Below are 13,637 nucleotides of genomic sequence, written 5' to 3' on the forward strand. Positions count from 1 at the left end.
CCCATCTAGCGCGGGGGGGCCCTGTGGGGGGGGGTGCGCGTCCTCACACCCCGCGGGGCGGCCCTCCTTTTAGGACCCCCCGGCTGCTTTGCAGAGGTGTGCGTGGCGTCAGCCGTTGAGGCCGAAGTTGCCGAACGCCGGGTTGAGCAGACCGACCACGTTGACGGTGTTGCCGACCACGTTCACCGGCACGTGGACCGGGACCTGGACGAGGTTGCCGCTGGCCACGCCCGGGGAGTGGGCCGCGACACCGCTGGCGCCCGCACCGCTGTGACCGGTGGCCGAGGCCGCCCCGGCACCGGCGGCGATGATGCCACCGGCGATCATGGTGACGGCAGCAGCCTTCTTCAGGTTCTTCACTTCAGGATCCTCCTAGCGTCGCTGCGGCCAGCCGCCGCAGCACGCCATGAAGAACGCCCCGCCGCCGGAGAGGATGCGGCGTTCGAAATACGTACACCCGACAGTATGAATCTCAGCCTGCCGCCCCGTGCCGTACGGCCCAGAGCGCCGCCTGGGTACGGTCCGACAGGTCCAGCTTCATGAGGATGTTCGAGACGTGTGTCTTGACGGTCTTCTCGGACAGGACCAGCGCCCGGGCGATCTCCCGGTTGGATCGGCCGTCGGCGATCAGGCCCAGCACTTCCCGCTCCCGTTCCGTGAGGGTGCTCCCCCGGCCCGTACCGCTGCCCGGTTCGTCCTGTGCGAGCAGCGCGCCCGCCACCTCGGGCTGGAGCAGGACGTGCCCCGCGTACACCGAGCGGATCGCACCGGCCAGCGCGTCGGGGTCGACGTCCTTGTACACGTACCCGGAGGCGCCGGCGCGCAGGGCGGGGACGACCGTGCGCTGTTCGGTGAAGCTGGTGACGATCAGCACCTTGGCCGGGTTCTCCAGCTCCCGGAGCCTGCGCAGCGCCTCTATGCCGTCGGTGCCCGGCATCTTGATGTCCATGAGCACCACGTCGGGACGCAGCTCCTCGGTCCTGGCCACCCCTTCGGCTCCGTCGGAGGCCTCTCCGACAACCTCTATGTCGTCCTGGATCTCCAGGAAGGTACGCAGACCGCGACGGACCACCTGGTGGTCGTCGACCAGCAGCACCCTGATGATCCTGTCAGCCACCGGGTACCTCCATCTCGATCGTGGTGCCCTTGCCGGGCGCCGATTCAACGGTGAGTTTCCCGCCGACACCGCTCGCGCGGTCCCGCATCGAGACCAGGCCCAGGTGGCGCCCCGCCCGGCGGGTGGCCGCCGGTTCGAAGCCGCTGCCGTCGTCGGTGATCCGCAGCACCGTGCCGGCGCTGCGGCGTACCAGGGTGACGTCCACGCGCCCGGCCCCCGAGTGGCGCAGGGCGTTGTGCAGGGCCTCCTGGGAGACCCGTAGCAGCGCCTCCTCCTGTGCGGCCGGCAGCGCTCTCACCCCGAGGGCCTCGAAGGTGACCCGGGCCGTGTGGGCGCGGTCCATGACCTGGATCTGGGTACGGAGGGTGGCGATCAGTCCGTCCTCGTCGAGTGCGGCGGGCCGGAGTTCGACGACGGCGGCGCGCAGCTCGTCCACCGCTTCCGCGGCCAGGGCGGCGACCTGCTGGAGCTCGCCCTTGGCGCGGGCCGGGTCGCGGTCCACCAGGGTGGCGGCCGCCTGGGCGGTGAGCCGCAGCGAGAACAGCTTCTGGCTGACCGCGTCGTGCAGCTCGTGGGCGAGGCGGGAGCGCTCCTCGGCGATGGTGAGCTCGCGGCTGCGCTCGTACAGCCGGGCGTTGGTGAGGGCGATGGCCGCGTGCTGGGCGAGGATCGCCAGCAGCTCCTCGTCCCCGGCGGTGAATCCGCAGCTGCCCTCGGGCTTCGGGCAGCGCTTGTTGGCGAGGAAGAGGGCACCGATGATCTCTTCGCCGTCCCTGATGGGCAGGCCGAGGAAGTCGGACATGTCGGGGTGAGCGGCGGGCCAGCCCTCGAAGCGCGGGTCCTTGCGGACGTCGGCCAGCCGCTCCGGCTTCGCCTCGTGCAGCATCGCGGCGAGGATGCCGTGCTGCCGGGGAAGCGGGCCGATGGCCTTCCACTGCTCGTCACTGACCCCGTCGACGACGAACTGCGCGAAGCCGCCGTGGTCGTCGGGGACCCCGAGCGCCGCATACTCGGCGTCGAGCAGCTCGCGGGCCGAGGCCACGATCGTCTTCAGGACGTCCCGCATTTCCAGGTGCCGGCTCATGGCGAGCAGCGCGGCGCTCACGGCTGCGAGGCCCGACTGGGGGCGATGGGTCATGGGCCTCACCGTACCGGCGGCCCGCCGGGCCCGTATCGGCCTGTGGGCGGCCACTGATTAGGGCGCTGGGCCTAGGTCGAAGTGCCTTCCCGGGGTGCGGCCCGAGGACGAGGCGCTGCGGGGGTGGGCGTTCCTAGCTTGGAAAGGGTCCGGAGCCGGTCCGTGGCCTGTCGACAAGGCAGCTCGACAAGCCGGCTCACGCGATTCCAAGGGGACGGTTCACATGTCTGTCGCATTGATTACGGGCGCTTCCAGGGGGCTGGGCCGCGCGCTGGGGACTGCGCTCGCCGCGCGGGGCTGGGACCTGGTGCTCGACGCCAGGACGGCCGGGGCACTGGAGGAGACGGCTCAGGAGCTGCGGAGCCGGTACGGGAGGCGGGTGGTGGCGGTCGCGGGTGATGTGACGGACGCCGGGCACCGGGCGGAGCTGGCGGGGGCGGCGCGCGGACTGGGCGGGCTCGATCTGCTGGTCAGCAATGCCAGCGCACTGGGCGCCGAGCCCCTCGTACGGCTGGAAGCGCTGGCCGCGGACGGACTGCGGCAGGCACTGGAGACCAATGTGGTGGCGGCGCTGGGTCTGGTGCAGGAGACGCTGCCGCTGCTGCGGTCCGCGGCGGCGGGCGCGGTCGTGACGCTGAGTTCGGATGCTGCGGCGGAGGCCTATCCGGCCTGGGGCGGCTACGGGGCGTCGAAGGCGGCGCTCGACCAGCTGGCCGCGGTGCTGGCGGTGGAGGAGCCGGAGCTGCGTGTGTGGGCCGTCGATCCGGGTGACATGCAGACCGCGCTCTACGCGGCGGCCGTGCCGGACGACGACGATCCCCGGCCCGTGCCGGAGAGCGTGGTGCCCGCGTTCCTGTGGCTGCTCGACCGGCGGCCGGCGAGCGGCCGCTATGCCGCGCCGTCGCTGCTGCGGGCGGCCGCGCCGGGCACCGGGGCCGGGGAGGAGCGGTGACCGCGCTCGACGCGTTGCGGGTGCCGGCCGAGCTGTCGGCGCGGGTGCCGGCCGAGCAGCGGGGTGCGGGGAGAGATGACGTACGGCTGCTGGTGTCGCGGGGGCAGGAGGTGTCCCACCACGCGTTCCGGGAGTTGCCGGGGCAGCTGCGGGCGGGTGACGTGCTGGTGGTGAACACGTCCCCGACGCTGGCCGCGGCGGTGAACGGGCGGGTGGGCGGTGACCGGGTGGTGGTGCACTTCTCGACCCGGGGCGAGGACGGGCGCTGGGCAGTGGAGCTGCGGCGGCCGGACGGGGCCGGGGCGACGGCGCCGCGCCCCGGGGGGCCCGCGGGGGCGGCCGTCCGGCTGCCGGGCGGCTCGCGGCTGGTGCTGGAGGAGCCGCTGGCGGGCGCCGGGTCCCGGCTGTGGTGGGCCAGGGCCTGTCCGCCTCTGATCCACCGGGCAGGCCCTGGGCCCACGGTCGATGTGCCGGAGCTGCTGCGGCGTTACGGACGGCCGATCCGTTACGGGTACACGGAGCGGGACCAGCCGCTCTCCGCCTATCAGACGGTGTTCGCGCTGCCCACCGCGGACGGGAGCGGTTCGGCGGAGATGCCGAGCGCGGCGCGGCCCTTCACCGCGGGCCTGGTGGCGGCCCTGGTGAGCCGCGGTGTGCAGTTCGCCCCGCTCACGCTGCACACGGGGGTGGCGTCGGCCGAGGCGCACGAGCCGCCCTACCCGGAGCGCTTCGAGGTGCCGGTGACGACGGCGTGGCTGGTGAACGCGGCGCGGGCGGGCGGTGGGCGGGTGATCGCGGTGGGGACGACGGCGGTGCGTGCCCTGGAGTCGTCCGCCGGGCCTGACGCGGTGGTGCGTCCGGCCGTCGGCTGGACGGATCTGGTGGTGACGCCGCAGCGGGGCGTGCGGGTGGTGGACGGGCTGCTGACCGGGCTGCACGAGCCGGAGGCCTCGCACCTGCTGATGCTGGAGGCGATTGCCGGCGGTGCGGCGCTGAGCCGGGGATACGGCGAGGCGCTGAGCCACCGCTATCTCTGGCACGAGTTCGGGGATGTCCACCTGCTGCTCCCGGGAGAGGGCCCCCGGGCTCCCTTCCGGCCCGGTCACCCAACCGGAAGCTAACACTCCGCATTGCTTGAGCAACGCAAGGTGAGATCGCCACCCGCCCGATGTGAGGCCGCACATAGGACCCACGTCACTTACGAAGCCATCTAGTTGACCCATAAGGGCGATTTGGGTGGGCATGACCACCCAAATCGACCCTCGGTCGAGCGGGGGCTCCACTACCTGGCTTCGTACGTCACACCTTTGCCACGGGATTTTGCTGTCGCTAAGAATTGCTCTCGTCCCCGACGGAGATGCGAAGTCGCCTCCCGTCTTCGTCCTCCGTGAGGACTTCCGCGATTCGAAGAGGTACGTCTGCATGTCCGTGTCCAGCATTTCCGGCCGTCTCCGCCGTCTGAACAAGACCCAGAAGCTCTCCGCCGCCGGCATCTCCGCCGTCGCCGCCGCTGCACTCTCCTTGTCCCTCGTGCCCGGTAACGCCGATGCCGAGACCGAGCCGCAGGCCATTTCCGCCGCCCCCGTCGTCTTCACGTCGGCCGCCGGTGCTCCGCAGGCCAAGACCATCCAGTCCAGCCTCATCGAGCAGCACTCCACCGCCGAGCAGCTGGTGAAGGCCGCCGACGCCGCGAAGGCCAAGAAGGCACACGCCGTGAAGGAGAAGGCCGAGGCCGTCTCGAAGGCGAAGGCCAAGAAGGCGAAGAAGGCCAAGGCCAAGAAGGCCGCCGCCAAGCGCGGCCACCAGGCCGCCAGCCGTTCCGAGTCCCGCACCCCGGCCTTCTCGAACAACCTGGACGGCTGGATCAAGGAGTCCCTGGCCATCATGAAGTCCAAGGGCATCCCGGGAACGTACGACGGGCTGCACCGCAACATCATCCGTGAGTCCAGCGGCAACCCGAAGGCCATCAACGACTGGGACGTCAACGCCGTCAACGGTGTCCCGTCGAAGGGTCTGCTCCAGATCATCAAGCCGACCTTCGACGCCTACCACGTCGGCGGTACCCCCCACGACCAGTACGACCCGGTCGCCAACATCACCGCGTCGGCCAACTACGCCGCCGACAAGTACGGCTCGATCGACAACGTCGACAGCGCGTACTGATCCGTCTGATCCGTACGCCGACGACTCGACGCGAAAGGGCGGCACCCCGCACGGGGTGCCGCCCTCCGGCGTGAACCGGGCCCGCTACTTGCGCATCACCTCGGGCTCGTGGCGGCGCAGCAGTCGCGCGACCGCGAATCCGCAGATCACACCGAGGAACAGCAGCACCGCGATGTTGATCCCCCACTGGCCGGCCGTGTGCTCCCACAGCGGGTCCAGGTCCGTGGGGTTCTTCGCGTCCCACGGCGGCATGAGGTGGGCGAGGTCCAGCGTCGAGCCCGCGCCCGCGATGGCCCAGCGGGACGGCATCAGCCAGGCGAACTGCTCCAGGCCCGGCGATCCGTAGACCTGGAAGAGGATGCCGGTGAAGACGACCTGGACGATCGCGAACATGACCAGCAGCGGCATCGTCTTCTCGGAGGTCTTCACCAGCGAGGAGATGACCAGGCCGAACATCATCGAGGTGAAGCCGAGCACGATGACCGTCACACAGAGCTCGACGGCCGGCGGCATGATCAGGCCCTCGGCCGGCAGGTCCCGGGTGGCGAAGCCGATACCGCAGATGATGACGCCCTGGACGGCCGTGATCAGGCCGAGCACGATCACCTTGGACATCAGATACGCGGAGCGGGAGAGGCCGGTGGCCCGTTCCCGTTCGTAGATCACCCGTTCCTTGATCAGCTCACGTACGGAGTTGGCCGCACCCGAGAAGGTCATCCCGATCACGAGGATCAGCATGATCGTGCCGGCGTCCCCGTTGAACCGGGACGGCGGCTTGGGCGGGCCGAGCCCGAAGTCCGCCGGAATGACCACGCTGACGATGCCGAGCACCGCGGGCAGGATCACCATCAGCCCCATGAAGCCCCTGTCGGACGCGATCACCGACAGATAGCGGCGCATCAGCGTCCACAGCTGCGCTCCCCAGCCCTGCGGCTTCGGCGGGCGCATCTGCTGCGGCGGCGGCATGTGTACGGACTGTGCGGCGACGGCGTCGATGTCCGCGGCGTACATCTGGTAGTGCTGCGAACCGCGCCAGCGGCCCGCCCAGTCGTAGTCGCGGTAGTTCTCGAACGCGGAGAAGACATCGGCCCAGGTGCTGTAGCCGAAGAAGTTGAGCGCCTCCTCCGGCGGACCGAAGTAGGCGACGGCACCGCCGGGCGCCATCACCAGGAGTTTGTCGCAGATGGCCAGCTCGGCGACCGAGTGCGTGACGACGAGGACCGTACGGCCGTCGTCGGCCAGACCGCGCAGCAGCTGCATGACATCGCGGTCCATGCCCGGGTCGAGGCCGGAGGTCGGCTCGTCCAGGAAGATCAGCGACGGCTTGGTGAGCAGCTCCAGCGCCACCGAGACCCGCTTGCGCTGGCCGCCGGAGAGCGAGGTGACCTTCTTGGCCTTGTGGATGTCGAGCTTGAGCTCGGCGAGGACTTCCAGGATCCGGGACTGGCGCTCGGCCTCGGTGGTGTCCGCGGGGAAGCGGAGCTTGGCCGCGTACTTGAGGGCCTTGGTGACCGTGAGTTCCTTGTGCAGGATGTCGTCCTGCGGAACCAGACCGATGCGCTGACGCAGCTCGGCGAACTGCTTGTAGAGGTTCCGGTTGTCGTAGAGGACCTCGCCCTGGTCGGCGGGCCGGTAGCCGGTGAGCGCCTTGAGCAGGGTGGACTTTCCGGAGCCGGACGGGCCGATGACGCCGATGAGCGACTTCTCCGGGACACCGAACGAGACGTCCTTGAGGATCTGCTTGCCGCCGTCGACCGTCACCGTGAGGTGGCGGGCAGCGAAGGAGACCTCGCCGGTGTCGACGAATTCCTCGAGCCGGTCGCCGACCAGGCGGAACGTCGAGTGACCGACGCCGACGATGTCGTTCGGGCCGATGAGCGCCGAACCGGACTTCGAGAGCGGCTGGCCGTTGACGTACGTGCCGTTGTGGGATCCGAGGTCACGGATCTCGAAACGGCCGTCGGGCGTCGCGTGGAACTCGGCGTGGTTCCGGGAGACCTGCAGGTCGGAGACGACCAGCTCGTTCTCCAGCGCACGCCCGATGCGCATCACCCGGCCGAGGTCCAGCTGATGGAACGTGGTCGGGCTGCGGTCGCCGTAGACCGGTGACGCCCCCGCCGCGCCGCCGGCCCCGCCGATACCGGGTGTGTTCCCTCCCATGCCCTGCTGCGGAACATGGGGCTGCTGGACCTGCTGCGGCTGAGCCTGCTGCGGCGGTTGCTGCTGCTGCTGCCAAGCCTGCGGCTGCTGGGCGGGATTCTGCTGCTGTCCCGGCCAGCCGGGTCCTCCCCCGGGCCCGCCCTGCTGGGGATGCTGCGGCGGGGCCTGCTGCGGCGGCTGGGCGGGGGCCTGGGCCCCCGCGGCGGCCTGCCCGCTGTACACATCGGCGCCGGCCGCGGCCCCGCCGATACTCAGCCGGGGCCCGTCGGTGGCATTGCCCAGGTTCACGGTGGAGCCGGGCCCGATCTCCATCTGCTGGATCCGCTGGCCCTGCACATACGTGCCGTTGGTGCTGCCGTGGTCCTCGATGAACCAACCCCGGCCACTCCAGCTGATCGTGGCGTGCCGCCACGACACCCTGGCGTCGTCGATCGTCATGTCGCCCTGCGGATCACGTCCGAGGGTGTACGACCTGGACGGATCGAGCGTCCAGGTCCTTCCATTCAATTCCAGTACGAGTTCCGGCACTCCGCGCCCCACTAGTTGTCCCCCGTTTACCCCCGTCGCAGGGAGTCTAGGGATGCTGAACATCGTGGGGAACTATTCCAGGAGCAGTCCCCGATACGAAAGCCGGGCGGGGGTTTGACCACGCCGAGACCTGCACTGTTGCAACAACGTCACAGTCGAAACGGTCATCTACTGCCACAACTGACCATGAACGCTCGCGGATCGCTCCGAACCATACGGTTGGGGATATCGGGTGGGCTGTCCGGCCCTCGGGACGGGCCATCGGGGGCGCATCGGAGACCGATACGGTGGGGGCACCATGAGCGCATCTCAGCCACCTCAGTCCTCGCCGTCTCCTGAGTCCCCTGAGTCATGTCAGGGCACAGACACACCGACCCTTCTCGTGAAGATCTTCGGGAAGGACCGTCCCGGCATCACCGCCGGACTCTTCGACACCCTCGCCGCCTACTCGGTCGACGTGGTCGACATCGAGCAGGTCGTCACCCGTGGCCGGATCGTCCTGTGCGCTCTGGTCACCGCCCCGACCGCGGGCGGGACCACCGAGGGCGACCTGCGGGCCACCGTGCACAGCTGGGCCGAGTCGCTGAAGCTGCAGGCCGAGATCATCTCCGGCATCGGCGACAACCGCCCCCGCGGCGACGGCCGTTCCCATGTGACGGTGCTCGGGCACCCGCTGACCGCGGAGTCCACCGCCGCCATAGCGGCCATGATCACCTCGACCGGCGGGAACATCGACCGGATTTTCCGGCTGGCGAAGTATCCGGTCACGGCCGTCGAGTTCGCGGTGTCCGGCACCGGGACCGAGGCGCTGCGGACCGCACTGGCCACCGAGGCAGCCGGGATCGGTGTCGATGTGGCCGTGGTCTCGGCCGGTCTGAGCCGCCGGGCGCAGCGGCTCGTCGTGATGGACGTCGACTCGACGCTCATCCAGGACGAGGTCATCGAGCTCTTCGCGGCCCACGCGGGCTGCGAGGCCGAGGTCGCCGCGGTCACCGAGCGGGCGATGCGCGGCGAGCTCGACTTCGAGCAGTCGCTGCACGCGCGGGTGGCGCTGCTGGCGGGTCTCGACGTGTCGGTGGTGGAGAAGGTGCGCGCCGAGGTGCGGCTGACGCCCGGCGCCCGCACCCTGATCCGTACGCTGAAGCGGCTCGGCTACCAAGTGGGCGTCGTCTCCGGCGGGTTCACCCAGGTGACGGACGATCTCAAGGAGCGGCTGGGCCTCGACTTCGCCTCTGCCAACACGCTGGAGGTCGTCGACGGGAAGCTCACCGGCCGGGTGACCGGGGACATCGTCGACCGGGCAGGCAAGGCACGGCTGCTGCGCAGCTTCGCCGCGGAGGCCGGTGTACCGCTGGCGCAGACCGTGGCGATCGGTGACGGGGCGAACGACCTGGACATGCTGAACACCGCGGGGCTCGGTGTCGCCTTCAACGCCAAGCCGGTGGTCCGCAGGGCGGCTCACACGGCGGTGAACGTCCCGTTCCTGGACACGGTGCTCTATCTGCTCGGCATCACCCGCGAGGAGGTCGAGGCCGCCGACGGCCTCGTCGAGTAGGCCGCCGGTCCTCGGCCCGGAACAAGCCCCGGGCTGTCACCCGGAACGGCCCCGGAAGCACGGAGGGCCCCGGTGCGCAAGCTGTGGCGTGCGCGCCGGGGCCTCTCCATGAGCCGGTGGGCCGTCGTGGTGGGCCGTGGTCAGTCGTTGGGCGTCCAGTACTCGGTGAGCTTGCCGACGCCGTGCTCCACGCTCTTCCAGGTGCCGGGGAGCTCGACGACGGCGAACGCCGCGGTCGGGAAGCCGCCGCGGGTCATCCGGGCCAGGGCGTCTCCCTCCGCCCCGTCCGAGAGGGCGTCGGCGAGTGCGTGCATGCCGGGGTTGTGGCCGATCACCAGCAGATCGCGGACCTCGTCGGGGGTCTCGTTGACCAGAGCGATCAGCTCGCCGAGCGAGGCCTCGTACAACCGCTCCTCGTACACGGTCCTGGGTCGCTCCGGCATCTCGTGCACGGCCAGCTTCCATGTCTCGCGCGTCCTGGCGGCGGTGGAGCAGAGGGCCAGGTCGAAGGCGATCCCGGAATCGGCGAGTTTGCGGCCCGCCACCGGGGCCTCCATACGGCCGCGCTCCGCGAGCGGCCGCTCATGGTCGGAGTCCTGCGACCATTCCGCCTTTGCATGCCTGAGAAGGACGATCCTGCGAGGTGTATCGACGCTCATACACCTCAGCTTCGCACGAAATGTGCCATGTGGCGCAGGGTGTTGGAGGGCTTCCTCACCACCGGCGGCGGGTGTCAGCGGGGCAGCAGGTCCACGATTCGCTCCAGCAACCGGCCGACCGCAGGATCGCCCGTGGCCGCGTGCGCCTGCCCCGGTCCGGCGATCAGCAGCAACAGCGCACCGAAGGCGACGGCGGGCAGTGCGACGGCCCACCACGGCAGCCGGACCTCGACACCGCCCGCATCCGGGCGGGTGGACCGGGTGTGCGTACGGGCCGACATGTCCGCCTCCGTGGGTCATCGGGTCTGGTACCTGAAAACCTACGGAACCGGGGGCATGCGGCCCATCCGGTGACCCACCCACTTCACCCTGACCCTGGCCCCCTAGGGGATGGTGGGGCTAGCCCCACCACCGGCCCGCCGACGCCGGGCGGAGCCGGTCAGGGAGAGGCGAGGGTGGCGATGACGCCGATGACGACCGAGATCAGCAGCATCGCCCCGAGGACGAGCAGCAGCTTCTTCTGACCGTTCTGGGGATTCGGATCGAGCACAGGAGACATGCGCACAGTCTCGCATCTCAGCATTCGTCCTCGATCGTCCGGTCCCGGCCGGCCAGGATGCCCGCGACGATCTGCGGCACCATCAGGGCGGCCATCAGCGCGATCGGAAGCCCCCAGCCGCCGCTGTGCTGGTAGAGCACGCCGACGAGGAGGGGCCCGGGGATCGAGATCAGATAGCCGGTGGACTGGGCGAACGCGGACAGCCGCACGACTCCCGCGCCGCTGCGGGCACGCATCCCGATCATCGTGAGGGCCAGCGGGAAGGCACAGTTCGAAATGCCCAGGAGCAGCGCCCAGGCCCAGGCGCCGCCGGAGGGTGCCAGGTAGAGGCCCGCGTAGCCGATGAGGCCGCAGGTGGCGAGGAAGACGACGATCGGGCCCTGGTTCTTCATCCGGGCGGCGACCCGGGGGATGACGAAGGCGAGCGGGACGCCCATCGCCATGGTGACGGCGAGCAGGACGCCCGCGGTGCCGGCGGAGACCCCGGCGTCGCGGAAGATCTGCGGCATCCATCCCATGGTGATGTACGCGGCGGTGGCCTGGAGGCCGAAGAAGCAGGCGAGGCCCCAGGCGGTACGGCTGCGGGTGATCCTGAGCGCCGGGGCCTGCGGCTGCTGGGCCGCGGGCTGTCCGGGGGCGCTGCCGCGCTCCCGCACCAGTGGGATCCAGGGCAGGATCGCGACGACGGCGAGCACGGCCCAGATGCCGAGCCCGGCCTTCCAACTGCCGCCCATCGCCTTGGTCATGGGCACGGTCACGGCGGCGGCGAGTGAGGTGCCGAGGGCCAGCGCCATGGAGTAGAGGCCGGTCATGGAGCCGACCCGGTCCGGGAACCAGCGCTTGACGATCACCGGCATCAGGACGTTGCTGACGGCGATGCCCATCAGGGCGAGCGCGCTGGCGGCGAGGAATCCGGCCGTGCCGCCGATGAGGGGCCTGATCACCAGCCCCGCGGTGACGGCGACCATGCCCGCGCAGACGACGGCTCCGGGGCCGAAGCGGCGGGCGAGGCGCGGCGCCATGATGCCGAAGACCGCGAAGCAGAGCGGCGGTACGGAGGTGAGTACGCCCGCGACGCTGCCGCTCATGTGCAGCCCGTCGCGCACCTCTTCGAGGAGGGCGCCGAGGCTGGTGATGGCGGGGCGCAGGTTGAGTGCGGTGAGGACGAGCCCGACGACGACCAGGCGGAACAGCCACGGCGCGGGCCCGGCCGGCGGGGTGGGTACGTCGGTGTCGGGGACCGGCGGGGTGGCGGGACTCAGCGTCCCGGTCGGGGTCTGGGGAGGGGTTTCGTCGTCAAGCATGGGGCCATCATAGAATCATGGGATGATTGATTGTCCATTCCCCGGATTCCCCGAGAACCTTCGGATACCTTCGGACACCTCCCGGGCACGGCGGGACGACCCCCGCCTCCGGACACCCGAGCAAGGAGCACCATGGCGCTGACGTCCCCGCGGCGTTCGGCACTCGCCGACCAGGTGATTGCCCAGCTGCGGAACCAGATCACCTCGGGCGAGTGGCCCGTGGGTTCGCGCATCCCCACCGAACCCGAACTGGTCGAGCAGCTGGGGGTGGCCCGTAACACCGTCCGCGAGGCGGTGCGGGCGCTCGCGCACAACGGTCTGCTCGACATCCGGCAGGGCTCGGGCACCTATGTGGTCGCCACCAGCGAGCTGGCCGGGGTGATGCACCGCCGGTTCGCGTCCGCCGATCCGCGCCACATCGCCGAGCTGCGCTCGACGCTGGAGTCGTCGGCGGCGCGCCTGGCCGCCGCCCGGCGCACCGACCGGGATCTGAAGCAGCTGGACGCCCTCATGCGGCGGCGGGAGGAGGCCTGGGCCACGGGGGACGCCGAGGCCTTCGTGGCGGCGGACGCGACGCTGCACCTGGCCGTGGTCGCCGCCTCCCACAACGAGGTGCTGACCGGGCTCTACGCCGACCTGGGCGATCTCCTGCGGGACTACCTGCGGGTCGACGTGGGTCATGAGCTGCGGCCGGAGAACCACATGGACCACGGACGGCTGGTCGAGGCGATCCGGGCCGGTGACGCCGAGACAGCCGCGGCCGAGGCCGCGAGCCACGCGCTCAGCTGCCTGGTGGACCGGGTCTGAGGGCCTGGTCCGGTGGGACGTGACCGCCGGACAGAGCGCTGCAGGCGACACGCTCCGGGCAGCGGCAGTCCTCAGGAAGCCGTGCGGTTCTCGTCGGCGTGGGTGACCCAGGCGGAGCCGACCTCTTTCCAGCAGCGGTCGTCCAGCCGTACGGTCCGCCCCGGACCCACGCCGACCGGCGCCGAGTCCGTGTCGACGTCCCACCAGCGGGCGCACTCGGTGTGCAGCTGCACGCGGTCGGCGGACGGGTACGGGTTGTGGCAGTAGGCGACGACCCGGGAGCCCTGGACCGCCGTACGGCATTCGGCGCCGGAGGGTTCGGGGTCGGGCGCGGCGGGTGCGGCCGCACCCGCGGCCCCGACGTGCCCGGCGGCGTAGAGGCCGACCGGGACGAGAAGTCCGGCGACGACCGCGGAGGCCGCCAGCAGCGACCGGGTTCGGCGATGTGTGCCACGCACAACGATCTCCTCCCCTCAGCCTGACCAGAGTCCGGTTCCTCCACATTCTGCGGTGGATCGACCAGCTTTTCGACCTGAGCGCCGGGAGGCCGTGCGGGGCACGGAAAACGGCCGTGGGGCGGCGGCGGGGGGGGGGCGCACCGCCCGGTGACCAATGGGGTGGGGGGGGGGGGCCCCAACAGTTGGCGCCCACGGGGGGTTTAAAAAAAGAAGCGGGCCGCGGAAGTGGGGGTGGTG

At 70.8% G+C, this 13,637-nt stretch carries 14 protein-coding genes; 5 read left to right on the forward strand and 9 right to left on the reverse strand.

Annotation, left to right across the window (positions count from 1 at the left end):
* Window positions 1–108: 108 nt before the first annotated feature.
* From ACFVW8_RS35030 to ACFVW8_RS35040, 3 genes are all read right to left on the reverse strand, one after another.
* Window positions 109–360 carry a chaplin family protein gene (locus ACFVW8_RS35030; RefSeq protein ID WP_389697317.1) on the reverse strand — a complete coding sequence of 84 codons (252 nt, stop codon included), beginning with the start codon at window positions 358–360 and terminating at the stop codon, window positions 109–111.
* Between the two features lie 112 nt (window positions 361–472).
* Window positions 473–1,117: a response regulator gene (locus ACFVW8_RS35035; RefSeq protein ID WP_389697319.1), complete on the reverse strand. Its 645-nt coding sequence runs from the start codon at window positions 1,115–1,117 to the stop codon at window positions 473–475.
* Complete coding sequence (locus tag ACFVW8_RS35040) at window positions 1,110–2,255, reverse strand: GAF domain-containing sensor histidine kinase (RefSeq protein WP_389697321.1); 1,146 nt, start codon at window positions 2,253–2,255, stop codon at window positions 1,110–1,112. The genes ACFVW8_RS35035 and ACFVW8_RS35040 overlap by 8 nt, the downstream gene beginning before the upstream one ends.
* Window positions 2,256–2,478: 223 nt before the next feature.
* On the opposite strand from ACFVW8_RS35040, the gene ACFVW8_RS35045 reads away from it, so the two are divergent.
* From ACFVW8_RS35045 to ACFVW8_RS35055, 3 genes are all read left to right on the forward strand, one after another.
* Complete coding sequence (locus ACFVW8_RS35045) at window positions 2,479–3,207, forward strand: SDR family NAD(P)-dependent oxidoreductase (protein WP_389697323.1); 729 nt, start codon at window positions 2,479–2,481, stop codon at window positions 3,205–3,207.
* A complete protein-coding gene (locus tag ACFVW8_RS35050; protein ID WP_389697325.1) occupies window positions 3,204–4,328 on the forward strand; it encodes an S-adenosylmethionine:tRNA ribosyltransferase-isomerase in 1,125 nt (374 codons plus the stop codon). The genes ACFVW8_RS35045 and ACFVW8_RS35050 overlap by 4 nt, the downstream gene beginning before the upstream one ends.
* Before the next feature lie 301 nt (window positions 4,329–4,629).
* Window positions 4,630–5,370 (forward strand): transglycosylase SLT domain-containing protein, encoded by a 741-nt coding sequence (locus tag ACFVW8_RS35055; RefSeq protein ID WP_389697327.1) that lies wholly within the window; start codon window positions 4,630–4,632, stop codon window positions 5,368–5,370.
* A gap of 84 nt (window positions 5,371–5,454) precedes the next feature.
* Here ACFVW8_RS35055 and ACFVW8_RS35060 read toward each other — a convergent pair whose 3' ends face one another.
* Complete coding sequence (locus tag ACFVW8_RS35060; protein WP_389697329.1) at window positions 5,455–8,070, reverse strand: FHA domain-containing protein; 2,616 nt, start codon at window positions 8,068–8,070, stop codon at window positions 5,455–5,457.
* Window positions 8,071–8,356: 286 nt separating this feature from the next.
* Between ACFVW8_RS35060 and serB the strand changes: the two genes are divergently transcribed.
* Window positions 8,357–9,613: a phosphoserine phosphatase SerB gene (gene serB / locus ACFVW8_RS35065; protein ID WP_389697331.1), complete on the forward strand. Its 1,257-nt coding sequence runs from the start codon at window positions 8,357–8,359 to the stop codon at window positions 9,611–9,613.
* Between the two features lie 140 nt (window positions 9,614–9,753).
* Here the strand turns inward: serB and ACFVW8_RS35070 are convergent, their stop codons facing one another.
* The 4 genes from ACFVW8_RS35070 to ACFVW8_RS35085 form a co-directional block, all read right to left on the reverse strand.
* Complete coding sequence (locus ACFVW8_RS35070; protein ID WP_389697333.1) at window positions 9,754–10,272, reverse strand: SixA phosphatase family protein; 519 nt, start codon at window positions 10,270–10,272, stop codon at window positions 9,754–9,756.
* A gap of 74 nt (window positions 10,273–10,346) precedes the next feature.
* On the reverse strand, window positions 10,347–10,553 hold the full coding sequence (locus tag ACFVW8_RS35075; RefSeq protein ID WP_389697335.1) for a hypothetical protein: 207 nt from the start codon (window positions 10,551–10,553) through the stop codon (window positions 10,347–10,349).
* A 158-nt stretch (window positions 10,554–10,711) separates the two neighbouring features.
* Window positions 10,712–10,822 carry an SGM_5486 family transporter-associated protein gene (locus ACFVW8_RS35080; protein WP_389697343.1) on the reverse strand — a complete coding sequence of 37 codons (111 nt, stop codon included), beginning with the start codon at window positions 10,820–10,822 and terminating at the stop codon, window positions 10,712–10,714.
* Between the two features lie 26 nt (window positions 10,823–10,848).
* On the reverse strand, window positions 10,849–12,135 hold the full coding sequence (locus ACFVW8_RS35085) for a CynX/NimT family MFS transporter (RefSeq protein WP_389697337.1): 1,287 nt from the start codon (window positions 12,133–12,135) through the stop codon (window positions 10,849–10,851).
* A gap of 132 nt (window positions 12,136–12,267) precedes the next feature.
* On the opposite strand from ACFVW8_RS35085, the gene ACFVW8_RS35090 reads away from it, so the two are divergent.
* Window positions 12,268–12,942, forward strand: coding sequence for a FadR/GntR family transcriptional regulator (locus ACFVW8_RS35090; RefSeq protein WP_389697339.1), 675 nt, complete (start codon window positions 12,268–12,270; stop codon window positions 12,940–12,942).
* A 71-nt stretch (window positions 12,943–13,013) separates the two neighbouring features.
* Here ACFVW8_RS35090 and ACFVW8_RS35095 read toward each other — a convergent pair whose 3' ends face one another.
* Window positions 13,014–13,400 carry a hypothetical protein gene (locus ACFVW8_RS35095; RefSeq protein WP_389697341.1) on the reverse strand — a complete coding sequence of 129 codons (387 nt, stop codon included), beginning with the start codon at window positions 13,398–13,400 and terminating at the stop codon, window positions 13,014–13,016.
* Window positions 13,401–13,637 lie beyond the last annotated feature (237 nt).

It is taken from the genome of Streptomyces sp. NPDC058221 (genome assembly GCF_042882365.1).
In the GTDB taxonomy this organism is placed as follows: Bacteria; Actinomycetota; Actinomycetes; order Streptomycetales; family Streptomycetaceae; genus Streptomyces.

Excerpts from the sequence above, each read along its gene's own strand:
- ACFVW8_RS35040 (WP_389697321.1), bottom strand. The coding sequence starts at position 2,255 with ATGACCCATCGCCCCCAGTCGGGCCTCGCAGCCGTGAGCGCCGCGCTG.
- ACFVW8_RS35045 (WP_389697323.1), top strand. The coding sequence starts at position 2,479 with ATGTCTGTCGCATTGATTACGGGCGCTTCCAGGGGGCTGGGCCGCGCG.
- ACFVW8_RS35055 (WP_389697327.1), top strand. The coding sequence starts at position 4,630 with ATGTCCGTGTCCAGCATTTCCGGCCGTCTCCGCCGTCTGAACAAGACC.
- serB (WP_389697331.1), top strand. The coding sequence starts at position 8,357 with ATGAGCGCATCTCAGCCACCTCAGTCCTCGCCGTCTCCTGAGTCCCCT.
- ACFVW8_RS35070 (WP_389697333.1), bottom strand. The coding sequence starts at position 10,272 with ATGAGCGTCGATACACCTCGCAGGATCGTCCTTCTCAGGCATGCAAAG.
- ACFVW8_RS35075 (WP_389697335.1), bottom strand. The coding sequence starts at position 10,553 with ATGTCGGCCCGTACGCACACCCGGTCCACCCGCCCGGATGCGGGCGGT.
- ACFVW8_RS35085 (WP_389697337.1), bottom strand. The coding sequence starts at position 12,135 with ATGCTTGACGACGAAACCCCTCCCCAGACCCCGACCGGGACGCTGAGT.
- ACFVW8_RS35090 (WP_389697339.1), top strand. The coding sequence starts at position 12,268 with ATGGCGCTGACGTCCCCGCGGCGTTCGGCACTCGCCGACCAGGTGATT.